Origin of the sequence: Pseudactinotalea sp. HY160, assembly GCF_009372055.1 — a bacterium.
GTDB lineage: Bacteria > Actinomycetota > Actinomycetes > Actinomycetales > Beutenbergiaceae > HY158.
Genome location: NZ_WHMT01000003.1, coordinates 174,982 through 197,474, shown reverse-complemented (window position 1 = coordinate 197,474; position 22,493 = coordinate 174,982). Strand labels below are relative to the sequence as shown.

Here is a 22,493-nt window from a genome sequence, read left to right as displayed (position 1 = left end):
GCGGGCTGCGCTAGACTATCTTGATGTCAAGATACTTGGTCGACCTGAACGGAAGACTCGGATTGAGGAGTGAAAGTGAGTAACGTCGACACCTTCTCCGCGAAGGGCACGCTCGAGGTCGGAGGGACCGACTACGAGGTCTACCGCCTCAGCGCGGTCCCCGGACTGGAGCGCCTGCCCTACAGCCTCAAGGTCCTCGCCGAGAACCTCCTGCGCACCGAGGACGGGGCGAACATCACCGCCGCGCACATCGAGGCGCTCGCGAACTGGGATCCGGCCTCGCAGCCGAATACGGAGATCCAGTTCACGCCCGCCCGCGTGATCATGCAGGACTTCACCGGCGTGCCCTGCGTGGTCGACCTGGCCACGATGCGCGAGGCGGTCGCCGAACTCGGGGGAGACCCGGCGGCGATCAACCCGCTCGCCCCCGCCGAACTGGTGATCGACCACTCGGTGCAGATCGACGTGTTCGGGCGGGCCGATGCCTTCCGGCGCAACGTCGAGATCGAGTATCAGCGCAACCACGAGCGCTACCAGTTCCTGCGCTGGGGCCAGGGCTCGTTCCACGACTTCAAGGTCGTTCCCCCGGGCACCGGCATCGTGCACCAGGTGAACATCGAGTACCTCGCCCGGGTCGTCATGACCCGCGAGCACGGCAGCGGCGCGGACGCCGTGGTGCGGGCCTACCCGGACACGTGCGTGGGCACCGACTCCCACACGACGATGGTCAACGGCCTCGGCGTGCTCGGCTGGGGTGTCGGCGGCATCGAGGCCGAGGCGGCGATGCTCGGCCAGCCCGTCTCCATGCTCATCCCGCGGGTCGTCGGATTCCGGCTCGGCGGTGAGATCCCGGCCGGGGTGACCGCGACCGACGTCGTGCTCACGATCACCGAGATGCTCCGCCAGCACGGGGTGGTCGGCAAGTTCGTCGAGTTCTACGGCGAGGGAGTGGCCCAGGTGCCGCTGGCCAACCGCGCCACGATCGGCAACATGAGCCCCGAGTTCGGCTCGACGGCCGCGATGTTCCCGATCGACGACGTCACCCTCGACTACCTGCGCCTGACGAGCCGCGACGAGGCCCAGGTCGCCCTCGTCGAGGCCTACGCCAAGGAACAGGGCATGTGGCTCGCCCCCGGCGACCCGGACTACGTCGAGCCGACGTTCTCCGAGTACATCGAGCTCGACCTGTCCACGGTCGTGCCCTCGATCGCGGGGCCGAAGCGCCCGCAGGACCGGATCGAGGTCACCCGCGCGAAGGAGCAGTTCCTCGCGGACCTGCAGAACTACGTGGTCGACGGTCACAGCATCGAGAAGAGCCCCGTCGACATCGAGCTGTCCGACACCTTCCCGGCCTCCGACTCGCCCTCGCACGACGCCCACGAGGAGTCCTCGGCGTTGGGGGAGCCGGTCGCCTCCCCGGCCACCCACGCCCCGCGCCGCCCCTCCAAGCTCGTCACGGTGACCGGCGCGGACGGCAGCACCTACGAACTCGACCACGGCCGGGTCGCGATCGCCTCGATCACCTCGTGCACGAACACGTCGAACCCGGAGGTCATGCTCGCGGCCGGGCTCCTGGCGAAGAAGGCCGTCGAGCGGGGCCTGACCGTCAAGCCGTGGGTCAAGACCTCGATGGCTCCCGGCTCGCAGGTGGTCACGAACTACTACGAGAAGGCCGGCCTGTGGCCGTACCTGGAGAAGCTCGGATACCACCTGGTGGGCTACGGCTGCACCACGTGCATCGGCAACTCCGGGCCACTGCCGGAGGAGGTCTCCAAGGTCGTCAACGACCACGACCTCGCCGTCGTCTCGGTGCTCTCGGGCAACCGGAACTTCGAGGGCCGCATCAATCCCGACGTCAAGATGAACTACCTCGCCTCCCCGCCGCTCGTCATCGCCTACGCGCTGGCGGGCACGATGGAGTTCGACTTCGCGACCGAGCCGCTCGGCCACGACGAGTCGGGCGAGGCCGTGTTCCTCACGGACATCTGGCCCTCGAACGAGGAGGTCCACGAGACCATCACCGGCTCGATCAACCGCGACATGTTCGCGGCCGACTACGCCGACGTCTTCGCCGGCGACGAGCACTGGCGCGCGCTCGAGACCCCCGAGGGCGACATCTTCGCGTGGGATCCGGAATCGACCTACGTGCGCAAGCCCCCGTACTTCGAGGGCATGACGATGACGCCGGAGCCGGTCGCCGACCTCGCCGGCGCCCGGGTGCTGGCCAAGCTCGGCGACTCGGTCACGACCGACCACATCTCGCCCGCCGGCTCCATCAGCTCGGACTCCCCGGCCGGACGGTACCTGCGCGAGCACGGCATCGCCCGCCGCGACTTCAACTCCTACGGCTCCCGGCGCGGGAACCACGAGGTGATGATCCGGGGTACGTTCGCGAACATCCGGCTGCGCAACCAGCTGCTCGACGGCGTCGAGGGCGGGTTCACCAAGAACCTCCTCACCGGTGAGCAGCAGTCGATCTACGACGCGGCCCAGGCCTACGCCGATGCCGACATCCCGCTCGTCGTGCTCGCCGGCAAGGAGTACGGCTCCGGATCCTCCCGCGACTGGGCGGCCAAGGGCACGGTGCTCCTCGGGGTGCGGGCCGTCATCGCCGAGAGCTTCGAGCGGATCCACCGCTCGAACCTCATCGGCATGGGCGTCCTCCCGCTCGAGTACCCGGCCGGTCAGACTGCCGCCTCGCTCGGCCTCGACGGCACCGAGACCTTCGCGATCTCGGGCATCACCGCCCTGAACGACGGCGGCATCCCGCAGACCGTCTCGGTCACGGCCGCCAAGCAGGGCGGAGCGGACGTCACGTTCGACGCCGTCGTGCGGATCGACACCCCCGGTGAGGCGGACTACTACCGCAACGGCGGGATCCTGCAGTACGTGCTTCGGCAACTTGCCGGTAGTCGAGCTGATCAGACCGCGTAGAACGGGCCGCTCACACGCTGCTCTCGCAGGTCTGGAGTCTCACACGCAGGGCCTATCCAGCTTGACTGGGTGGGCCCTGCGCCCGTTGTCGGGAGGAAGACCTGCGGCCGCGCGGTCAAGCCGACCTGTGCGTCCTGCTCCAATGCGGGACTGAAGATCGCTGCCTGGGCCGTCTCCTGCTTTCTGGTCGGGGCGATCTCAGTCCAGGTATTCGCGCAGCCCCGGCGCTGCGGCCAACAGCTCCACGGTCTCGGTCATCTGGTAGCGATCGTCCAGGGTCGTCAGGAGGTCGGTCGCGGTGAGCTTCGGGCCCTGCCGTCCGCTGCGGTCGCACATCGCGATCACCGCTCTGCACGACTGCGTCAGATGCGCGCGGACGGTGTCGTAGACGAAGTCCCGCGCTGGAATCGCACGGATCGGTGACGGTAGCTTGGAGTCGGGGAAGTCCTTGAGGTTCTCGGTGACGATCACCTCGGCGCTGCACATGACCGCGGTCGCCAACACGTGCTCGTCATCGGGGTCCGGTAGCCCGTAGGTGCCCTCGAGGGGCTCCCAGTCGGTGACCAGGGCGTCGTCGAAGGCGCTTGACATCTTGCCGATCAGGCGCTGAGCCGATCGCTCCGCGTCGTCAACGGCCGCACCTCGCTTGACGAGCTTCTCAGCCTCGTGGAAGACGAGCTCGTCGAGGATCGCAGTGCTCCACTTCGGGGAGTAGGTCCTCTCTGTGGCCAGCGACAGCAGGAAGTCGCGCTGCAGGCTGGGCCAGAGCACGCTGGTGTCGAGGACGGCGGCGAACACGACACCTGTCTATTTCAGCCGGCCTTCGACGCCCGGCGCTCGGCGGCCACTGCCTTGCGGGCGCGGCGCAGGTCGGCCAGGGTCTGGTCGATGTCGCCGGTCTCGTCGACGTCGGCCGAGAGCGCGTCGATGGCGGCGTACTGCACCCGTCGCCGCCTCTCGCGGTAATCGAGCACGTCGGTCAGGGCGATCCGACGGTGCGTGCCCGAGCGCGTGTAGGGGAGCTGCCCCTCGTCGAGGGCCTTGATGAGCGTGGGCCGGCTGATGCCCAGGAGATCGGCGGCCTGCTGAGTGGTCAGCACCTGCGAAGTCGGCGAAACCGTCACGGACAGGCCCTTGCGCATCGCGTCCACGACGTGCAGCAGGACCTCATAGACCTCCTGCGGGAGCTCGACAGGGTCGTCTTCCGCTCCGCCCACCAGGTAGTGCCGCGGCCGCGGGTTCAGAGCCTCCTCAGCGGTGAGCATGTCGTAGACGCGGCCGAGCTGCTGCTCGTCGCCGGCGGAATGGGTCGACGGGGCGAGGGTCTCGTTCGCGGGCATCGCTGACTCCGTATCTGCAGTAGGCGCAAAGGGCTTGCGTCTGCTTCGAGTAGTCTAGCGCGGACGCTCCGTGCTCACAAGCGGCAGACTTGCGCTTGAGGTGTGACCTCGATGTGAAGTCCGGCTCGATGCCCAGGTCTGATCGACCCGGACTCGCAGCGCGGTGTGGAACAACGCCCTCAAGCACAGCTTCGCCCATCACCCCGACCCGGTCGTGATCCGTCACTGGGCGACCGCGCTACACCACTCTATGGGGCTCAACTTGGGCGGAGCGGCCGGTGACGAACGGCGTAGTCCATGTCGGTAGCCGCGAGTGCGAGGGGGTGGATCTGTCCGGCGCTCGGGGATTTCCCGGCCTCAAGACACTGCGGTCGTGGTCGTTGGATTGCGATCGTGGGGCCCGGAATCGCGCGGCTCCCAGTTGCTTCAAGGGATCGGAGACGCCTCGAGCTCGGGCCCGATGCCCAATCTGCCGCCGATAGCGGCACGTCACAGTAGGTATTCCGCGCGCTCGTCGAGGCCTGAGTCGCGTATGTCGCACCGCGGACCGCTTCGACGATGTGCACGGACTCCACGCACGCTTCCCAGTCGAGTTGACGATCACGCTGTACCGGACGGCCGGAGGCGCGCGGGACGCGCCGTCAGGCTGCGGTCCGGTCCAGGTACGGGATGATCCCGCCGAGGTGGAAGGGCCAGCCGGCGCCCAGGATCATCGCCAGGTCGATGTCGTCGCCGTCGCCGGCGACGCCCTCGGCGAGCATGAGACCGACCTCCTCGGCCAGGGCGTCACGCACCCGCCGCAGCAGCTCGGCCGGAGCCTGGCCGGTGCCGGCCCGCGAGCCGAAGAAGCGGGCGATCTCGGGATCGACCGGGCTCGTCGCGCTCGGGCGCCCCTCGAACCGCACGAACGGTGCTCCCTCGGCGACCATCCGCGCCAGCCCCGGGCTCGCCGGGAACCGGGGCCCGAGGTCCGCGTGGAGCGTCTCGAGCACGTGCATCGCCACCGCCGGCCCGACGAGCTGGAGCAGCTGGAACGGCCCCATGGGCAGCCCGACCGGCCGCAGCGCGGCGTCGGCGTCCGCGACGCTCGTGCCCTCCTCGAGCGAGCCGAGCACCTCCCCGAGGAGCCGCACGAGCAGCCTGTTGACGACGAAGCCCGGCCTGTCCGCGACCGCCACCGCGGTCTTACGGCAGCCGCGGGCGACCGCGAAGGCCGTGGCGTAGGCGGCGTCGTCCGTACTCGGGGTGCGGACCACCTCGACGAGCGGCATCTGGGCCACCGGGTTGAAGAAGTGGAGTCCGACCACGCGTTCGGGATGCGCGAGCTGCCCGGACATCGCCGAGACCGACAGGGCGGAGGTGTTCGTGGCGAGCACCGCCGTCGGATCGAGGAACGGCTCGATCTCGGCGAAGACCGCCTTCTTCACCTCGAGCTCCTCGAACACGGCCTCGATCACGAGGTCCGCGCCGGCGAGGTCGCCCGGGTCCGTCGTGCCGGAGACGAGGGAGGTGATCCGGCGCCCCTGCGCCTCGCTCAGCCGGCCCTTGTCCACGAGGGCGCGCACCTCCGCGGCGACGTAGCCCACTCCCCGGGCGGCGCGGTCGGCGTCGAGATCGCGCATGACCACCGGAACCTGCAGGCGCCGGGCGAACAGGAGCGCGAGCTGGCTCGCCATGAGCCCCGCGCCGATGACCCCGACCCGGCGCACGGGCCGGGCGAGCTCCGCCGGCGGGGCACCGAGCGGGGAGCGGGCCCGGCGCGTGGTCAGGTCGAACGCGTGCATCGAGGCCGCGAACTCGGGCGAGGTGAGCAGATCGGTCAGGGCCTCCTCCTCGGCGGCGTAGGAGGCCTCACGATCTCCCCGCGAGGCGAGCGCGAGGAGGTCGACGGCCCGCGTCGCGGCCGGGGAGGCACCCGCCAGGCGGGCGCGCACCTGCTCGCCCGCGGCGCGCACGGCCTCCGCCCAGCCCACCCCGATGGGGTCAGTGGACTCGGTGGGCTCAGTGTGGTCGGTGCGGGTCACGGTCTCCTCCCCGCGGAGCACCGCCGCGGTCCACCGGATCGACTCGACGAGGAAGTCGGCCGGTTCGAGGCAGCGGTCCATGATCCCCATGTCCGTGGCCCGGGCCGCGGTGAGCCGGCGGTTCTGCCGGAGTGGATTGGTCAGGATCACCTCGATCGCGGTCTCGATGCCCACGAGCCGGGGAAGCAGGTAGGTCCCGCCCCAGCCCGGCACGAGGCCGAGGGAGACCTCCGGCAGGCCGATGTCGCGCACCTGGGACGACACGGTGCGGTACCGGCACGAGAGCGCGAGCTCGAGGCCCCCGCCGAGTGCCACCCCGGAGACGTAGGCGAAGCTCGGCACCGGCAGTTCGAGCAGGATCCGGTAGGCGTCGTGCCCGGCGCGGGCGATCGCCGCGGCCGACTCCCGGCTCCCCGCCAGGGCAGCGGCCTGGTGCAGGTCCGCGCCCGCGGCGAAATGGAACGGCTTGCCGGTGATCGCCACGGCGACGATCTCGCCGGACTCGGCGCGGTCGCGCACCCGCTCGAGCGCCGCGGTGAGCTCGGCGATCCCGAGCGGGCCGAACGTGTTCGGCACCCGCGGCCCCTCCCCGTTGTCCAGGGTGAGGAGGGCCAGGGTGCCGACACCCTCGAGGGGGACGTCCCGGAGCAGCGCCCGGGTCACTCGTTCGGTCATGACGCCCGCTCCTGTCCGTAGTGGGGGTTCTCCCAGACGACGGCGCCGCCCTGCCCGAGCCCGACACACATCGTGGTCATCCCGTAGCGCACGTCCGGGCGGTGGGAGAACTGCCGGGCGAGCTGGCTCATGAGCCGCACCCCGGAGGCGGCCAGGGGGTGCCCCACGGCGATGGCACCGCCGTAGGGATTGACCCGCGGGTCGTCGTCCGCCAGCCCGAAGGCGTCGAGGAACGCGAGCACCTGGACGGCGAACGCCTCGTTGATCTCGATGAGGCCGATGTCGTCGATGCCCAGGCCGGCGAGCGCGAGCGCCCGCGTGGCCGCGGGCACGGGGCCGAGCCCCATGAGCTCGGGCGGAACGCCGGCGTAGGCGTAGGAGACGAGCCGCATCCGCGGGGTCAGCCCCCATTCCTCGGCCCGTTCGGCGGCGACGAGCAACGCGGCGGTCGCGCCGTCGGTCAGCGGGGAGGAGGTCGCCGCGGTGACCCGCCCGCCGGCCCGGAACGGGGTGGGAAGATCGGCCATGCCCGCCACGGTCGTGCCGGGGCGGGGCGGCTCGTCCGCGGTGGCCACGCCCCAGCCGCGTTCCGGGTCGGGTGCGGCGATCGGAACGAGGTCGCCGCGGATGTTCCCCTCCGCGAGCGCCCGGGCATAGCGGTGCTGGCTCGCCGCGGCGTAGGCGTCCGCGCGCTCCCGGGTGAGCGCCGGGTAGGTGTCGTGGAGATTCTCGGCGGTCGCGCCCATGTCGAGGGCGTCGGGCGCGAGGATCCGTTCGGTCAGGAAGCGGGGATTCGGCTCGATCCCGGAGCCGAGGGGGTGGTGGCCCATGTGCTCGACGCCGCCGGCGATCGCGGCGTCGATCGAGCCGACCGCGATGCTGCTCGCGGTCGAGGTCGCGGCCGTCATCGCCCCGGCGCACATCCGGTCGATCGCGTAGCCGGGTATGCCGGAGCCGAGGCCGCTGAGCAGGGCCACCGTGCGACCCAGGGTCGGGGCCTGGTCGCCGGCCTGGGTGGTGGCGGCGATCGCGACCTCGCCGAGGGCGTCCCGCGGCAGCGACGGGTGGCGCCGCAACAGGTCACGCACGACGGCGACGATCAGGTCGTCGGCGCGCAGGTGGGCGAAGAGGCCGTCCGGGCGGGCACGCCCGAACGGGGAGCGGACCGCATCGACGAGTACGACGTCGCGACCGAGCATGAGCGCCTCCATTCCCCCCGAGGGGATTGCGAAACCGGCGGTACTGGCTATTCGCCAGCCTACCGGACGTGAGGCGCCTCACAATGGGGCCCGGCCGACCCGGTGAGACCTCAGGTGCTCGGCGCCGGAACCACCTCGAGCACGCGTTCGGGTCGGGTGACGGCGTCCGTCAGCGGCTCGGCGAGCTGATCGAGCTGCCACGGGCGGGCACCGAGCAGCGCGAGCTGCGCGCGCACGGTGACCGCGGTCGGCTCCGCGGGGGGCGCCCAGGCGAGCCGGCGCTGATAGTCCGGGGTGAGGAGGTTCTCCTGCGGGAGGTCGAGATCGGCGGCGGTGGAGCGCACGATGCGCTTGACGGCCTCGAGGCGCACGGCGGAGTCGGGATGGTGTTCCTTCCAGCCGCGCGGATTGGGCAGGTGATCGGGATCCTCGAGCCGGCGCGAGGGCAGGTCCGCCTCCGGCAGCGCGAGCGCGTGATCGAGCGTGCGCTGCCACAGCCGCAGCCGCCGGGCGGCGCCCCGGCCGCGGAACTCGCGCAGCGAGTTCAGGTCGGCCCGGCCGGAGGTGGCCGCGGCGACGATGGCCGCATCGGGCAGGATCCGGCCCGGAGAGATGTCCGCGGCCCGGGCCGCCTCGTCACGCGCCAGCCAGAGCTCGCGCACGACCCCCAGGCCGCGCCGATCGCGGATCCTGTGGCTGCCGCTCGTGCGCCGCCACGGGTCGATCCGCGGGGCCGGCGGCGCCGCGGTGCGCACCGCGTCGAACTCCTGGCGCGCCCAGTCGAGCTTTCCCGCGGCCACGAGCTGCTCCTCGAGCAGGTCGCGCAGCTCGACCAGCAACTCGACGTCGAGCGCGGCGTAGCGCAGCCACTCCTGCGGCAACGGTCGGGTGGACCAGTCTGCGGCGGAATGCTCCTTGGCGAGGGCCAGGTGCAGCTCCGCGGCCACGAGCGGGCCGAGGCCCACGCGATCCTTGTTGAGGAGGCGGGCGGCGAGCTCGGTGTCGAAGATCGAATCGGGGCGGAGTCCCACCTCGGCCAGGCTCGGCAGGTCCTGACTCGCCGCGTGGAAGACCCACTCGATCCCGGCGAGGGCGTCGGTCACCTCGGTGAGCTCGGGCAGGGCGCGCGGGTCGATGAGCACGGTGCCTGCACCGGCCCGGCGCAGTTGCACGAGGTAGGCCTGCTGCCCGTAGCGGAATCCCGATGCGCGCTCGGCGTCGACGGCGACCGGTCCGGTGCCGCCGGCGAGGGCCCCGGTGACCGTGCGCAGGGCGGCGTCCGTCGTGGTCACCTCGGGCACGCCGCCGGCCGGCTCGGTCAGCGGGGTGGTCTCGACCTCGGGGGCCGAGTCTGCCGATGGGGCCGAGTCGGCCGACTGGGTGGGGGAGGAGGGTGTGCTGGAAGGCACGGATCACCGATTCCGATAGAGGGTGCTGACGTTGTACGGCGCGGGCGGCAGGCCTGCCGCCTGGCACGTGAGCAACGCCCAGGCGCGCAGGTGCGGCGCCAGATCGAGGGCTGCGGGCGTCCAGGACGCCCGGATCTCGATGTCGACGGTACCCGATCGCAATTCGAGGCCGCCGAAGGTCTCGGAGAGGGCGCGGGTGACCGTGCCGGAGAGCGAGTGATACGGGGCGCCCTCGGCGGCGAGGGCGTCGGTCAGCCAGGTCCAGCCGACCTCCCCGAGCAGGGGATCGGACCCGAGCTCGGGCTCGAGCTGCGCCCGGGCCATGACGATCACCCGGAACTCGCCGTTCCACGCCGGCTGCCCGTCGGGGTCGTAGAGCACGACGAATCGGCCGCCACCGAGGTGATCGTCGGGGTCGCCGGTCGGATTGACCTCACCGGTGAGTGCGAGCGCGAACGGGGCGATGCGGGTCGGGGGCGGCACCTCCTCGAGCCGGAACTCGGGCCGTGGCCGATGCCCTCGAAGACTCAGCAGCGCGGCCTCGAAATCGGCCGGCACACGACGTTCAGCGCTCACCCGCCCACCCTACGAGTGCACCCCCGCCCCGCCGCGGAGGCCACGCCGGGGCGGGGCGACAATCCCATTAGGCTAACGAGTCATGACAACGATCCGGCCGATCATCCTGGGCGGCGACCTCGGCGCCTACGCCACCGCCCGGGCATTCCACGAGGCGCGCGGCGTGCGATCGGTCGTCCTCACCGGCGTGCGCACCGGCCCGGTCGCCGATTCGGCGATCGTCGACCTGCGGATCCTCGACGGCCTCGAGCACCCCGACGCGGCCGTGCGCGCGGTCCTCGACGTGGCCGCGGAGGCCCCCGGCACCCGTCCGATCGTGCTCGGGTCGGCGGACTGGTACGTCGAGCTGCTCGGCGCCCGGCGCGACGAGCTCGCCGCGGCGGGCGTCATCGTGCCCTATCCGGGGCCGGAGCTGCTCGCCCGCGCGACCGACAAGGCCGCGTTCTCGCGGCTGTGCGACGAGCTCGGCATCCCGCACCCGCGCACCGTCGTGCTCCGCGCCGACGAGCCGATCCCGTCCGACGTCCCGGCTCCCTGCGTGGTCAAGGCCGCCTCGAGCGCGGCGTTCCACGCCCTCGAGCTCGACGGGAAGAACAAGGTGGAGTTCCTCGCCGACCGGGACGAGCTCGGGGCCTATTTCGGGCGGGTCGCGGCCGCCGGCTACGGGGGCGAGTTCGTGGTGCAGGAGCACGTGCCCGGCGCCGACTCCGACATGGCCGCGGTGAACGCCTGCTACGGCCCGGACGGGCGCGGGCACCTCCTGCTGTTCGGGCAGGTGCTCCTCGAGGAGCACACCCCGAACGGGCGCGGCAACTCCGTGGCCCAGATCACCGGGGGCGGCGCGGACCACGCCCCGACCCTCGAGCACGCGCGGCGGCTGCTCGCCGCCCTCGGCTGGACCGGCTTCGCCAACCTCGACCTCAAGCGTGGACCGGACGGCACGTACTACTTCCTCGAGCTCAATCCGCGGGTCGGCCGCTCCGGATACGCCGTGACCGCCGCCGGCTACAACGTGGCCGACTGGTACGTGCGCGCGTTCGCCGACGGCGAGCCCGCCCCGGCCGAGCCGGTCGAGGGCACGGCCGAGCACCTGTTCACGGTCGTGCCCCTCGCCCTGCTGCGCCGGTACCTCCCCGAGCACCTGCGCGCGCGCGTGCGCAGGCTCCGGCGGGCGGGCGCCGTCACCAATCCCTACTACTACCGGGCCGAACACGGCGCCCGGCGGTGGCTCTACGTGGCCGGGGCGATGGTCAACCAGTTCCGCAAGTTCGCGGCGTATCACCCGACCGGGACGACCGGGACGAGTGAGCGCGGTTGACCAGGGTGAGCGGGGGTGAGCAGGAGCCGGCAGGAGTGGGCTCGGGAGGGCAGGGGCGCGACGAGGCCGCGCTCCTCACGCTGACCGACCGGTCGCCCCGGCTGGACCGGGCCCGGCTGCTCGCCCAGCAGGTCCCGCCCCCGCAGTTCGACGACGCGAGCTTCGACAGCTATCGACCCGACATCTCCCACCCCTCGCAGACCGCGGCGCTGCGGCGGATGCGAGCACTGGCCCATTCGATCGAGCGGCCGCGGCGGCGGCTGCTGCGGGGCCGGGGGCGTGCGAGCACCGGCGTCTACCTCGACGGCGGTTACGGTGTGGGCAAGACCCACCTGATCGCCGCCCTCGCGCACGCGCTCGGCCCGGAGCGGGCGCTGTACGGGACGTTCGTGGAGTACACGCACCTCGTGGGGGCGCTGGGCTTCGGCGCTGCGGTGGCGGAGCTGTCGGGCGCGGTCGTGCTGTGCATCGACGAGTTCGAGCTCGACGATCCCGGCGACACCGTGCTCATGAGCCGGCTCCTGCGGGAGCTCTCGGACGCCGGGGTGACGCTCGTGGCCACGTCGAACACCCAGCCCGGGGCGCTCGGGGAGGGGCGCTTCGCCGCGGACGACTTCCTGCGGGAGATCACCTCGCTCGCGAGCCGGTTCGAGGTGATGCGCATCGACGGCCCCGACTACCGTGCCCGCACCCTCGACTTCGACCGGCCGGTGCCCACCGACGGGCAGGTCCGGGCCGAGGCGACGGCCCACGCCGGTCGCGGCGGGGCGCTCGACGACTTCTCGACGCTGCTCGGGCATCTGGGCCGGGTCCACCCATCGAGGTACGGTCAGCTCGTCGACGGGGTGACGTTCCTGGGGCTCACCGGCGGGGCCACCCTCACCGACGACGTGGCCGGGCTCCGGCTCGTCGTGCTCATCGACCGGCTCTACGACCGGGGGATCCCCGTGCGCCTCGCCGGGATCGGTGCCCGGGAGCTCGTGAGCGAGCGGATGCGGGCGGGTGGGTACCGGAAGAAGTACCTGCGGGCCATCTCCCGCCTCGACGCCCTGAGCCGGCGGGACGAGGCGCTCGGACCGGTTTGACCGGTCGCCCCGGACGGGTCAGTCCGCGCGGGCCATGGATGCGGGCACGTGTTCGCCGTGACCCGCGCGCTCCAGTTCGGTGCGCAGGGCCCGACCCGCGCGGTCGAGGTCGCCCGGATCGGGATCGTGATCGGCGCGCGCGAGGTCGAAGTCGGCGAGGTTCTCGGCGGGCCACACGTGCAGGTGGGTGTGGGGCACCTCGAGCCCCTGGATGAGCAGACCGATCCGGGCGGGGGAGTAGACCTGCCGCTGTGCCCGGCCGATCGTGGCCGCGACCGCGAACAGGTGCGCGCCGAGCTCGGCCGGCACGTCGAGCCAGTGGTCGATCTCCGCCCGGGGGACCACGAGGGTGTGGCCGGGCACGATCGGGGCGATCGTGAGGAAGGCCACACAGCTCGGATCGGACCACAGGAACCGGCCGGGGATCTCGCCGCCGATGATGCGGGTGAACACGCTCGTCATGTGACCAGGCTAACCGAAGCCGCCGCGGATTTACGCTACTCGACTTGCGCGTAAATGACGACGTTAGGTATACCTAAGTGCTGTCCGTCCCGATCGTCTCCCTGGAGCACACCGTGAATCGTCGCCGCACCCCCCGTCCACTCGCAGCACTCGTCGTGGGGGCCGCCGGCGCCCTCGCCCTCGGAGCGTGCGGCGGCGCCGCAGCCGACGAGCCCGCGGCCGATGCGCCGACCGCCGCCGGCGAGGCCGGCACGATGACCGTCGAGCACGCCCAGGGCGAGACGGAGGTCGAGCTCGACCCGGAGACCGTCGTCGTGTTCGACTACGCCTCGCTCGACACCCTCGACACCCTCGGGGTCGACGTCGCCGGCGTCCCGCAGGAGAACCTGCCCGACTTCCTCTCCGACTACGCGGGCGCCGACCACGAGAACGTCGGAACGCTCTTCGAACCGGATCTCGAGGCGATCAACGCGATCGATCCGGACCTGGTGATCGTCGCCGGCCGGTCCGCCGCCGCGTACCCGCAGCTGAGCGAGCACTGGCCCACGATCGACCTGTCGGTCGACTACGCGACGTTCATGGACGACGTCCATGCGCACACCGAACTGCTCGGCGAGATCTTCGGCGAGCAGGACCTGGCGGCGGATGCGCTCGCCGACCTCGACGAGACGGTCGAGCAGGTTCGGGCCGCGACCGAGGGCGCGGGCCCCGGGCTCATCCTGTCCACCTCGGGGGGCGAGGTGACCGTGTACGGCGAGGACTCCCGCTTCGGCCTCATCCACTCGGTGCTCGGCGTGCCGGCGGCTGTGAACGAGGTCGAGGCACTCCCGCACGGCGAGGCGATCAGCTTCGAGATGATCCGCGACACGAACCCCGACTGGCTCTTCGTCAACGACCGCGACGCCGCCATCGGACAGTCCGGTGAGAGCGCCGAGGCGATCCTCGACAACGAGCTCGTCCACGCCACGACCGCGTGGGAGAAGGAGCAGGTGGTCTACCTCGACGCCCAGCGCTGGTACATCGTCATGGCCGGCGTCGACAACACTCGGGAGATGTTCGCCCAGATCGGCGACGCCTTCGCCTGAGCCCGACCGGCTCCGGAGCGCACGGGCCCGTCGTAACGAAGGATGAGAGTGACTGTTTCCAGCCCCGGGTCCCCGGGGAGCGCGACCGCCCGATCCGCCGGCACCGGCCGGCTGATCGCGGCGGTCGCCGTCGTGCTGCTGCTCGCCGGGGTCTCGCTGTTCGTCGGTGTGAGCGACCTCGATCCGCTCCGGGTGCTCACCGGGACGCTGACCGACGTCGAGCGCCAGACCCTCGTGGTCTCCCGGCTGCCGCGGACGATCTCGATCGTGCTCGCCGGCGCCTCGATCGCGATCGTCGGGCTCGTCATGCAGATGCTCGTGCGGAACAAGTTCGTCGAGCCCGCGACCGCCGGTACGAGCGAGTCGGCCGCCTTCGGGCTCCTCGTCGTCACGATCATCTCCCCCGGGATGCCGCTCGTGGGCAAGATGGTCGTGGCCGCGGTCTTCGCCCTCGCCGGCACGATGCTCTTCCTGCGCATCCTGCGGTCCATCCCGCTGCGCTCGGTCATCGTGGTGCCGCTCGTGGGCATGATGCTCGGCGCCGTGATCGCCGCCGTGACGACGTTCATCGCCTACCGGCGGCAGATGACCCAGACCCTGTCCTCGTGGCTCACCGGCGACTTCTCGGGCGTCATCCAGAACCGGTACGAGCTGCTCTGGCTCGTGGCGATCGCGGGGATCCTCGTCTACGTCATGGCCGACCGGTTCACGGTGACCGGGATGGGGGAGGAGTTCACCACGAACCTCGGGCTCAACTACCGCACGGCCATGAACGTCGGACTCGGGCTCGTGGCCGTCGTGACGGCGCTGGTCATCGTCGTCGTCGGCAGCCTGCCGTTCCTCGGCCTCGTCGTGCCGAACATCGTCTCCCGCTTCGTGGGCGACAACCTGCGCCGCAGCCTGCCGTGGGTCGCGCTGCTCGGCGCCGGGTTCGTGCTCGCATGCGACATCCTCGGGCGCATCGTGCGCTTCCCGTACGAGGTGCCCATCGGGGTGGTCGTGGGTCTCGTCGGCTCCGGCGTGTTCCTCTACCTGCTCCTGTACGAGCCGCGCGACCGGCGTGAGGTCCGCGCGCGCCGTCCCGCCCGCGCGCGGGCCCGGGCCACGGAGGTGGACGCGCGATGACCTCGACGTCGATCCGTCCGGCGCGGACCGCGCCCCCGGCCCCCGCGCGTCGCCGCCGGGACCGCTCGATCGGACCCCGCCGCCCGCGCCGGTGGGAGCACGTGGGCGACCGGGCCAGGCTCGTGCTGCTCGCGGCCCTCGCCGTGGCCGCGATGGCCGCGTTCCTCACGATCAACACCCGCGGCGACTGGGCCTTCGCATTGGAGTTGCGCAGCCGCACCCTGCTGGGACTCGTGCTCGTCTCGGTGGCCATCGGCTGGTCCACGGTGGTCTTCCAGACCATCACCGAGAACAGGATCCTCACCCCGCAGATCATGGGCTTCGACTCGTTGTACGAGTTGATTCAGACGGGGATGGTCTTCTTCCTCGGCGCCACCGCGGTGAACCGGCTCGCGGGCCCGGCGATGTTCGGGCTCGAGCTCGCCGCCATGCTCGGCCTCTCGCTCGCCCTGTTCTGGTGGCTGTTCGGCGGGCGCCGGCGCGACGTCGTCCTGCTCGTGCTCGTGGGGATCGTGTTCGGCACCTTCTTCCGCTCCATCTCGACGTTCATGCAGCGGGTGATCGACCCGAACGAGAGCCTCATCATCACCGACCGGCTGTTCGCGAGCTTCACGTCCGTCGACGCCTCGCTGCTCCCGTACGCCACCGCCGGGATCGTCCTGAGCTCGCTGGGGATCTGGCTGCTGCGCCGCCGGCTCGACGTGGTGGCCCTCGGGCCGAGCCGCTCGACGGCCCTCGGGCTCAACTACCGCGGGCTCGTGCTCGGGGTGCTGAGCCTCGGCGCCGTGCAGGTGGCGGTCGCCACCGCGCTCGTCGGCCCGGTGCTGTTCTTCGGGCTCATCGTCTCGAACGTGGCCTACCAGATCTGCCGGTCGAGCCGGCACGCGATCGTGCTGCCGGCGTCGGCACTCGTGGCGGTCACGATGCTCATCGGCGCCCAGGCCGTGCTCCAGCACGCGCTCGGTCTGGGCACCGTGCTCAGCGTCATCATCGAATTCGTTGGAGGACTGGTGTTCATCGCCCTGCTGGTGAGAGGACGGAACCGATGATCGAGATCCGCGGAGTGAGCAAGGTGTACGGGTCGACCACCGTGGTCGACGACGTCACCACGACCATCCCGGCGGGCGGGATGACCTCGGTCATCGGCGCGAACGGGGCGGGGAAGTCGACCCTGCTGTCGATGGTGGCCCGGCTGCTGCCGATGAGCGCCGGGTCGGTCACGGTCGAGGGACTCGACGTGACGACGACGCCCGGCGACCGGATCGCGCGCCGCCTGGCCATCCTGCGCCAGGACAATCACCTCGCGGTCCGGCTCACCGTGCGCGAGCTCGTGACGTTCGGCCGCTACCCGCACTCGAAGGGGCGGCTGACGACGACCGACGCCGACGCCATCGGCCGGGCGATCGACTACCTGCATCTGGGGCCGCTCGCGAACCGCTACCTGGACGAACTCTCCGGCGGCCAGCGGCAGCGGGCGTTCGTGGCGATGGTGCTCGCGCAGGAGACCGACTACGTGCTCCTCGACGAGCCGCTCAACAACCTCGACATGGTGCACTCGGCCGGGATGATGCAGATCCTGCGGCGCACCTGCGACGAGCTGGGCAAGACCGTGGTCATGGTGCTCCATGACATCAACTTCGCGAGCGTCTACTCCGACCGGATCATCGCCATGCGGGACGGCCGGATCGTGGCCGAGGGCTCCCCCGAGGAGATCATCACGACCGAGCAGATGCGGCTCATCTACGGTCTGGAGATCCCGGTCGAGCTCGTCGGGGGCAACCGCATCGGCATGTACTACACGTGCCAGTCCACCCGCGAGCGGATCGAGTCGATCGGCGTGAGCTAGCCGAACCACTGGGTGGGCGGGCCGAGCGTGAGCAGGATGCCGACGATCGCGACGACGGCGACGACCATGGCCAGACCGAGCGTGAACGGGTGGCGCAGGAAGAACCGCAGGGCGGCGCTCGTGCGCGTGTGGTCGCGGGGGTCGTCGGTGGCCGTGACGCGCCAGCCGCCCGTGAGGAGCCCGCGCCGCTCGAGGGAGCGATCGAAGGGGATCGTCGCATAGGGCACGATCGCGGTCGCGACGGCGGCGACGATCTGGCGCAGCGGCCAGAACTGGTTGACGCCGACGAGCAGCGCCGTCAGGGCGTACGCCACGAACACGACGCCGTGGGTGAGGCCGAAGACGCGCACCGGCCAGTCGCCCGCGTGGAGCAGGTACTTGAGGATCATGCCGGCGATCAGCAGGGTCCAGGTGATCGTTTCGGCCACTGCGAGGATTCGGTACAGGCGCCGGGGGGACAGGGTCTGGGGCGGGGCGATGACGGTCACCCGAGTAGTCTGCTCGAACTTCCTGAGAACGTGCACCGCAGGCGGGTGCCTCAGCCCTCGAGGGCCTCCATGAGCAGGTGCACGAGTGCGTCGACCTGCACGGTCGTCGTCGAGACGATCTCCTCGTCGCTGCCGTCGAGGGCGCGGGCGGCGAGGCCCTTCTTCGCGTCGATGAGTTCGGCGATCTTCGTGTCCACCGTGTGCGCGGCGAGGATCCGCCAGGCGGTGACCGGCTCCTCCTGGCCGATGCGGTGGACGCGGTCGATCGCCTGCGCCTGCTCGGCCGCGGTCCAGCTCAGCTCGGCGAGCACGACGTTCGAGGCCACGTGCAGGTTGAGGCCGACCCCCGCCGCGGTGAGCGAGCAGATCGCCACCGACACGCCGGGGTCGGTCGTGAAGGCGTCGATCGCCCGCTGCCGCGTGCTCGAACTCTGCTCGCCCCGGATCGACACCGTGCGCAGCCCCGCCTCGGCCAGGAGCCGTTCGGCCGTGTCCATGACGTCGATGTGCTTGGCGAAGAGCACGACCTTGCCCACCGAGTGTGCCAGCTGCGCGGTGTAGTCGCTCGCGAGGGAGGCCTTGGCCTGCCCGATCCTGCGCACCATCGTGAAGACGTTCTCGCCCGAGGACGCGCTGCGGGACGCCTCGAGTTCTCCCTCGGCGACGTGGCGCATGATGTCCAGGTCCCAGCCCTCGCGCGACGACCTGGAGGCGGTGAGCGCCCGGTACTTCGCCGCGAGTCGGGCGCCGAGCTCCCGCTCCGCCTGACGGATCGAGCGGCCGAGGTCGTCGTCGAGCTCCACCGGCAGGTCCACGACCCGGCGGGCCGGCAGGTCCTTCGCCACCTCGGTCTTGACGCGGCGCACGATGCCCTGATCGACCACCGCGGTCCGGGCCTCGGGGTAGAAGGCGCGGTCGGCCGGAGTGCGCCCGATCGCCTCGAGGGCCTGCCGCAACCGGGGGGTCGGCCCCTCGGCGTCGACCCAGCCGAGGAATCGCCAGATCGCGTGGAAGTCCTCGATGTCGTTGATGAGCGGAGTGCCCGTGAGCGCCATGAGCAGCGGATCCCCGTCGGGTGCCGAGCGCCGGATCTGGTCCGCGAGCGCGAGCACGTGCTGGGAGCGCTGGCTGCTCAGGTTCTTGATGAAGTGTGCCTCGTCGACGACCATCCCGCGGAAGCCGAACCGCGAGAGCCAGCCGAGGTGGCGGTCGAGGATCTCGTAGTTGATCACGAAGACGTCGGCGAAGGCGTCGACGTCGCGGCCGTCGCCGTGGATGACGCTCACCTTCCGTCGCGGGGTCCAGAGGGAGACCTCGCGGGCCCAGTTGATCTTGACCACGTTCGGCACGACGGCCAGGAGCGGGTAGGCGTGCGCGACGGACGCGGCGATGACCGACTGCGCGGTCTTCCCGAGCCCCGGCTCATCGGCCAGCAGGAAGCTGCGGTGGCCCTGCTTGACGGACTCGAGCAGCTGCAGCTGGTGCGCCATGAGCTCGAGTGGTTTGGGGGAGTACTGATCGATCCGCGGTGACGGCGGCAGCGGCATCGACGCCGCCCCGCCACCGGCCCCCTGCTCGAAGGAGCGGTAGAGCGGTTCGAGGAGGTCCCAGCCCGACAGGTGACCGACGGCGGGCGAGGTTCCCGACGGGAAGACCGGCGGGGCGAACGGCCGGGCCTTGAGGCGCTTGGGAACCCCGGCCGGCACCACCTGCTTCTGGGCGAGCGAGGCCGAGACCACGGGGGTGCGGGCCGGCGCCGGGGCCTTGATCTGCAGCTCCTCCTCCGACAGCTCGGCACCGGAGGAGAGGAGCCACTCGTTCCGCATCCGCTGCGCCGAGGGTCCCGGCTGGGTCTGGGAGTCGAGGAGGGACAGGAGCGAGGTGTCGCGCGCGGCGATCCGCGCGAGGATGGTCGCGATGCCGTCGAGCCGCTTGAGCAGCTCGCTGCGCGTGTTGCCGCTCAGAGCGGAGTCGTCGCGGATGCGGGACCGCTCGTCGCGCACGAGCAGGGCGATGACCTGGAACCGCGTGCGGTTGGTCGGGCCGACCTTGCCGCGGTTCGACTTGGCCTCGACCTCGCGCACCTTGCGCGCGAGGATCGGGATGATCGGGGCGACCTCGCCTGCCCGTGGGCTGGTGCGGGGTGCGGCGGATGAGCCGTGATTCGGCACCGGGAACTCCTCGATGGGAAGCAACGCCGGAATCGGCGCGTGAAACGACCACTGTCCGTGGCCGGCCGCCGTCGGAGAACGGGGCGTTCGACACCCTTGACCAGGGAACCTGCTGTCCGGAGTCGAGATGGACAGTGTGGTGGGCGATACTGGGATCGAACCAGTGACCTCTTCCGTGTCAGGGAAGCGCGCTACCGCTGCGCCAATCGCCCATGCGAGGTGGGTACGGGATTCGAACCCGTGTATACGGCTTTGCAGGCCGCTGCCTCGCCTCTCGGCCAACCCACCGTGGATGACTTCTGACCCGAAATCGGTGTGTGGGCCATGCCTCCGAGCGGATGACGGGACTCGAACCCGCGACCCTCACCTTGGCAAGGTGATGCTCTACCAACTGAGCCACATCCGCATGTCACCCCGTTCGGGGCGAACAACCAGAACATTAACCGACGATCGGCACCCGAGTCCAACCGGTGCCCGCTCCGTCCGCCCGAACCCCGCGCTCGCTACCGTGAAGCCGTGACCTCCCGACTGAACGATCCGCCGCCGCGCCCGGCCGTCCACTTCGACGGCATCACCGCCTCGAACCCGCGGGAATACGCCGATCTGCGCGAGTCGCCCGAGGCGCTCGGCACCGGCCTGTGGGCGGTTCTGGCCGAGTTCGACGGCCCGTGGCACGCCTGGCGCTTCGATGCTGTCAACCGCGCCACCCCGGGCCCGCCTGTGAGCACGATCACCTCAGATCGGCGCGCGGCGGCGGCCGGGCGGGACGACGCGGCCGTGCGTTGGTCCTCCTCGCTCGACCGGGCGGGATACGAGGCGGCGGTGACGGCGACCGTCGAGGCGATCCGCCGCGGTCGACTCGAGCAGGTGAACCTGGGGCGGATCCTCCACCGCCGCCTGCCCGTTCCCGTCCCGGCCCGGGCTCTGCACGCCCGTCTCGCCGCGGCGCATCCGTCTCCCTACGGGGGGTACTGGGACATTCCGGCGGGCGCGGCGGGACCCTCGGATCCGGGGGCGTGGCTGGTCAGTGCCTCGCCCGAGCTGGCGATCGCGGTCGACTCCGGCCGGATCGCGGCCCGGCCCATCAAGGGCACGGCCCGCACGGCCGCGGAGCTGCTCCCCAAGGACGGGCGCGAGAACGAGCTCGTGGCGGGCGCCCTCGCCGCCGAACTCGCACTGCTCTGCCGGCCCGGCAGCGTCCGCACCGAACCCGCCGTGCTCGAACACCATCCGGGCCTCGTCCATCTGGTCGCGCGCGTGAGCGGCGCACTGACGGCGGCCCGGCCCGGACCGCGGGACTGGATGGACATCCTCACGGCCACGCAGCCGCCGTGCTCGGTCGCGGGGGTGCCGCGCGCGGCGGCACTCGACTGGATCGGGTCCGTGGAGCCGGTGCCGCGCGGTCCCTACTGCGGCCAGTTCGGCTGGATCGACGCCGACGCCGGCCGGGCGACCCTCGCCGCCGGCATCAGGATCTTCTGGCACCGCGACGGGCTCCTGCACTTCGGCACCGGGGCCGGGATCACCGCGGGATCCACGCCCGCGGGGGAGTGGGCGGAGACCGAGCTCAAGGCCCGCCGCCTCGTGGAGCTGGCCGAGGACCTCCTCGCCGCCCCAGCCGACCCAGCCGACCCAGCCGACCCAGCCGACCTGCCCGCCCCGACCGCCCCGACCGGCCCGCCCGGCCCGACCGGGCCGGATCGACCCACCGCCTAGGGTGGGGCGATGTTCCTCTATGCGGGCGGACGCCTCATCGACCCGGACACCCCCGTCATCACGGCGAGCGACCACGGGGTGCTCGTGGGCGACGGCGCGTTCGAGACGTGTGAACTCATCGACGGTCGCACCTTCGCCCTGACCCGACATCTGGACCGGCTCGAGTCCTCCGTGCGTGCACTCGGCCTGGCCGCCCCGGACCGCGATGAGATCCTCGCCGCGGTCGCGGCCATCGAGGGCGCGTGGGCCCGGGCGGAGGCCGGTCCGAGCGGCCGGCTGCGGATCACGTGGACCTCCGGTCCCGGGCCCATGGGGTCGGATCGGGGAGACGGCCCGGCCACCCTCCTGGTCTCCGCCGGCGCGGCCGCCGAGCCGCGGCCCGTGCGCGTGCGGGTCTCGCGCTGGGTGCGCAACGAGCGCTCCCCGCTCACGGGAGTTAAGTCGATCTCCTACGCCGAGAACGTGCTCGCGCTGGCCGATGCCAAGGCCCACGGCGCCGGCGAGGCGATCCTCGCGAACACCCGCGGGGAGCTGTGCGAGGGCACCGGCACGAACGTGTTCGTCGAGCACGACGGCCGGCTGCTCACCCCGGCGCTCGACTCCGGGGCACTCGCCGGGGTCACGCGCGCCCTCGTGCTCGAGTGGGCGCGGGAGGAGGGCGTGCCGGTGGCGGAGGCGACACTGCCCCTCGATGTGATCCGCACCACGAACCACGCCGCGCTGTCCTCCTCCACCCGGGGGCTCGTGCCGATCGTCGCGGTGGACGACCGCGAGCTCGCGCCCGGCGACCTCACGCGCGCCATGGCCGAGATCTTCCGCCGCCGCCGCCTCGACCACCTCGATCCGTGAGCGCTCGGGCGCGGCTCGCGAGCGCCCGGGCTGCGGCCGCGTGGTCCGAGCGCGCGCCGGCGTGCTGCTAGCATTGCCGAAGCAGCAGGCGGCCGGTTCGATCGGCCGGCTCGGGCGATTGGCTCAGTGGTAGAGCGCCTCGTTCACACCGAGGAGGTCACTGGTTCGAACCCAGTATCGCCCACCGACAT

Annotated in this window: 18 protein-coding genes and 4 tRNA genes; 10 read left to right on the top strand and 12 right to left on the bottom strand. The window is 71.6% G+C overall.

Translation table 11 applies throughout. From position 1 onward, the window contains the following. Positions 1–75: 75 nt before the first annotated feature. Positions 76–2,934 carry an aconitate hydratase gene (locus tag GCG21_RS05210; RefSeq protein ID WP_370517301.1) on the top strand — a complete coding sequence of 953 codons (2,859 nt, stop codon included), beginning with the start codon at positions 76–78 and terminating at the stop codon, positions 2,932–2,934. 198 nt (positions 2,935–3,132) lie between these two features. Here the strand turns inward: GCG21_RS05210 and GCG21_RS05205 are convergent, their stop codons facing one another. The 6 genes from GCG21_RS05205 to GCG21_RS05180 all read right to left on the bottom strand — a co-directional run bounded on the left by GCG21_RS05205 (position 3,133) and on the right by GCG21_RS05180 (position 10,157). After that, positions 3,133–3,732, bottom strand: a complete 600-nt coding sequence (locus GCG21_RS05205; RefSeq protein ID WP_370517300.1) for a PIN domain-containing protein — start codon at positions 3,730–3,732, stop codon at positions 3,133–3,135. Positions 3,733–3,746: 14 nt separating this feature from the next. After that, the gene (locus GCG21_RS05200; protein ID WP_152818195.1) at positions 3,747–4,274 is read right to left on the bottom strand and encodes a helix-turn-helix domain-containing protein; all 528 of its coding nucleotides are present in this window, start codon (positions 4,272–4,274) and stop codon (positions 3,747–3,749) included. 641 nt (positions 4,275–4,915) lie between these two features. Next, positions 4,916–6,973 (bottom strand): 3-hydroxyacyl-CoA dehydrogenase NAD-binding domain-containing protein, encoded by a 2,058-nt coding sequence (locus tag GCG21_RS05195; RefSeq protein WP_152818194.1) that lies wholly within the window; start codon positions 6,971–6,973, stop codon positions 4,916–4,918. Next, positions 6,970–8,172: a thiolase family protein gene (locus GCG21_RS05190; RefSeq protein ID WP_152818193.1), complete on the bottom strand. Its 1,203-nt coding sequence runs from the start codon at positions 8,170–8,172 to the stop codon at positions 6,970–6,972. The genes GCG21_RS05195 and GCG21_RS05190 overlap by 4 nt, the downstream gene beginning before the upstream one ends. A gap of 110 nt (positions 8,173–8,282) precedes the next feature. After that, complete coding sequence (locus GCG21_RS05185; RefSeq protein WP_370517299.1) at positions 8,283–9,581, bottom strand: HRDC domain-containing protein; 1,299 nt, start codon at positions 9,579–9,581, stop codon at positions 8,283–8,285. 3 nt (positions 9,582–9,584) lie between these two features. Continuing rightward, a complete protein-coding gene (locus GCG21_RS05180) occupies positions 9,585–10,157 on the bottom strand; it encodes a DUF3000 domain-containing protein (RefSeq protein ID WP_370517298.1) in 573 nt (190 codons plus the stop codon). Positions 10,158–10,239: 82 nt separating this feature from the next. Here GCG21_RS05180 and GCG21_RS05175 point away from each other — a divergent pair, with 82 nt between their 5' ends. Both GCG21_RS05175 and zapE read left to right on the top strand, forming a co-directional pair. Continuing rightward, a complete protein-coding gene (locus GCG21_RS05175; protein WP_152818192.1) occupies positions 10,240–11,475 on the top strand; it encodes a carboxylate--amine ligase in 1,236 nt (411 codons plus the stop codon). 5 nt (positions 11,476–11,480) lie between these two features. After that, positions 11,481–12,560, top strand: coding sequence for a cell division protein ZapE (zapE, locus tag GCG21_RS05170; RefSeq protein ID WP_370517297.1), 1,080 nt, complete (start codon positions 11,481–11,483; stop codon positions 12,558–12,560). 18 nt (positions 12,561–12,578) lie between these two features. Here zapE and GCG21_RS05165 read toward each other — a convergent pair whose 3' ends face one another. Further along, the gene (locus tag GCG21_RS05165; protein WP_152818190.1) at positions 12,579–13,022 is read right to left on the bottom strand and encodes an HIT family protein; all 444 of its coding nucleotides are present in this window, start codon (positions 13,020–13,022) and stop codon (positions 12,579–12,581) included. A gap of 77 nt (positions 13,023–13,099) precedes the next feature. Between GCG21_RS05165 and GCG21_RS05160 the strand changes: the two genes are divergently transcribed. Genes GCG21_RS05160 through GCG21_RS05145 form a run of 4 tightly spaced genes read left to right on the top strand, consistent with a single transcriptional unit; the run spans position 13,100 to position 17,078 of the window. Then, positions 13,100–14,107: a siderophore ABC transporter substrate-binding protein gene (locus tag GCG21_RS05160; protein ID WP_370517296.1), complete on the top strand. Its 1,008-nt coding sequence runs from the start codon at positions 13,100–13,102 to the stop codon at positions 14,105–14,107. 42 nt (positions 14,108–14,149) lie between these two features. Beyond that, positions 14,150–15,232 (top strand): ABC transporter permease, encoded by a 1,083-nt coding sequence (locus tag GCG21_RS05155; protein ID WP_152818189.1) that lies wholly within the window; start codon positions 14,150–14,152, stop codon positions 15,230–15,232. Further along, positions 15,229–16,281 carry an iron chelate uptake ABC transporter family permease subunit gene (locus GCG21_RS05150; protein ID WP_152818188.1) on the top strand — a complete coding sequence of 351 codons (1,053 nt, stop codon included), beginning with the start codon at positions 15,229–15,231 and terminating at the stop codon, positions 16,279–16,281. The genes GCG21_RS05155 and GCG21_RS05150 overlap by 4 nt, the downstream gene beginning before the upstream one ends. After that, the gene (locus tag GCG21_RS05145; RefSeq protein WP_152818187.1) at positions 16,278–17,078 is read left to right on the top strand and encodes an ABC transporter ATP-binding protein; all 801 of its coding nucleotides are present in this window, start codon (positions 16,278–16,280) and stop codon (positions 17,076–17,078) included. Before GCG21_RS05150 ends, GCG21_RS05145 begins: the two co-directional genes overlap by 4 nt. Here GCG21_RS05145 and GCG21_RS05140 read toward each other — a convergent pair. The 5 genes from GCG21_RS05140 to GCG21_RS05120 all read right to left on the bottom strand — a co-directional run bounded on the left by GCG21_RS05140 (position 17,075) and on the right by GCG21_RS05120 (position 20,143). Beyond that, entirely contained in the window at positions 17,075–17,566 is a 492-nt protein-coding gene (locus GCG21_RS05140) for a DUF3817 domain-containing protein (RefSeq protein WP_370517295.1), read from the bottom strand. The genes GCG21_RS05145 and GCG21_RS05140 overlap by 4 nt on opposite strands. A 50-nt stretch (positions 17,567–17,616) precedes the next feature. Then, positions 17,617–19,737, bottom strand: a complete 2,121-nt coding sequence (locus GCG21_RS05135) for a DEAD/DEAH box helicase (protein WP_370517294.1) — start codon at positions 19,735–19,737, stop codon at positions 17,617–17,619. Between the two features lie 137 nt (positions 19,738–19,874). After that, positions 19,875–19,949, bottom strand: a tRNA-Val gene (locus GCG21_RS05130). 5 nt (positions 19,950–19,954) lie between these two features. Then, positions 19,955–20,025: transfer RNA gene (locus GCG21_RS05125), tRNA-Cys, on the bottom strand. Positions 20,026–20,070: 45 nt separating this feature from the next. Next, a tRNA-Gly gene (locus GCG21_RS05120) sits at positions 20,071–20,143 on the bottom strand. Between the two features lie 110 nt (positions 20,144–20,253). On the opposite strand from GCG21_RS05120, the gene GCG21_RS05115 reads away from it, so the two are divergent. The 3 genes from GCG21_RS05115 to GCG21_RS05105 all read left to right on the top strand — a co-directional run bounded on the left by GCG21_RS05115 (position 20,254) and on the right by GCG21_RS05105 (position 22,486). Further along, positions 20,254–21,453 (top strand): chorismate-binding protein, encoded by a 1,200-nt coding sequence (locus GCG21_RS05115; protein ID WP_152818185.1) that lies wholly within the window; start codon positions 20,254–20,256, stop codon positions 21,451–21,453. A gap of 9 nt (positions 21,454–21,462) precedes the next feature. Continuing rightward, positions 21,463–22,302 carry an aminotransferase class IV gene (locus GCG21_RS05110; RefSeq protein WP_152818184.1) on the top strand — a complete coding sequence of 280 codons (840 nt, stop codon included), beginning with the start codon at positions 21,463–21,465 and terminating at the stop codon, positions 22,300–22,302. A gap of 112 nt (positions 22,303–22,414) precedes the next feature. Beyond that, a tRNA-Val gene (locus GCG21_RS05105) sits at positions 22,415–22,486 on the top strand. Positions 22,487–22,493: the final 7 nt, after the last annotated feature.

Excerpts from the sequence above, each read along its gene's own strand:
- GCG21_RS05155 (WP_152818189.1), top strand. The coding sequence starts at position 14,150 with ATGAGAGTGACTGTTTCCAGCCCCGGGTCCCCGGGGAGCGCGACCGCC.
- GCG21_RS05200 (WP_152818195.1), bottom strand. The coding sequence starts at position 4,274 with ATGCCCGCGAACGAGACCCTCGCCCCGTCGACCCATTCCGCCGGCGAC.
- GCG21_RS05165 (WP_152818190.1), bottom strand. The coding sequence starts at position 13,022 with ATGACGAGCGTGTTCACCCGCATCATCGGCGGCGAGATCCCCGGCCGG.
- GCG21_RS05145 (WP_152818187.1), top strand. The coding sequence starts at position 16,278 with ATGATCGAGATCCGCGGAGTGAGCAAGGTGTACGGGTCGACCACCGTG.
- GCG21_RS05175 (WP_152818192.1), top strand. The coding sequence starts at position 10,240 with ATGACAACGATCCGGCCGATCATCCTGGGCGGCGACCTCGGCGCCTAC.
- GCG21_RS05150 (WP_152818188.1), top strand. The coding sequence starts at position 15,229 with ATGACCTCGACGTCGATCCGTCCGGCGCGGACCGCGCCCCCGGCCCCC.
- GCG21_RS05195 (WP_152818194.1), bottom strand. The coding sequence starts at position 6,973 with ATGACCGAACGAGTGACCCGGGCGCTGCTCCGGGACGTCCCCCTCGAG.
- GCG21_RS05110 (WP_152818184.1), top strand. The coding sequence starts at position 21,463 with ATGTTCCTCTATGCGGGCGGACGCCTCATCGACCCGGACACCCCCGTC.
- GCG21_RS05190 (WP_152818193.1), bottom strand. The coding sequence starts at position 8,172 with ATGCTCGGTCGCGACGTCGTACTCGTCGATGCGGTCCGCTCCCCGTTC.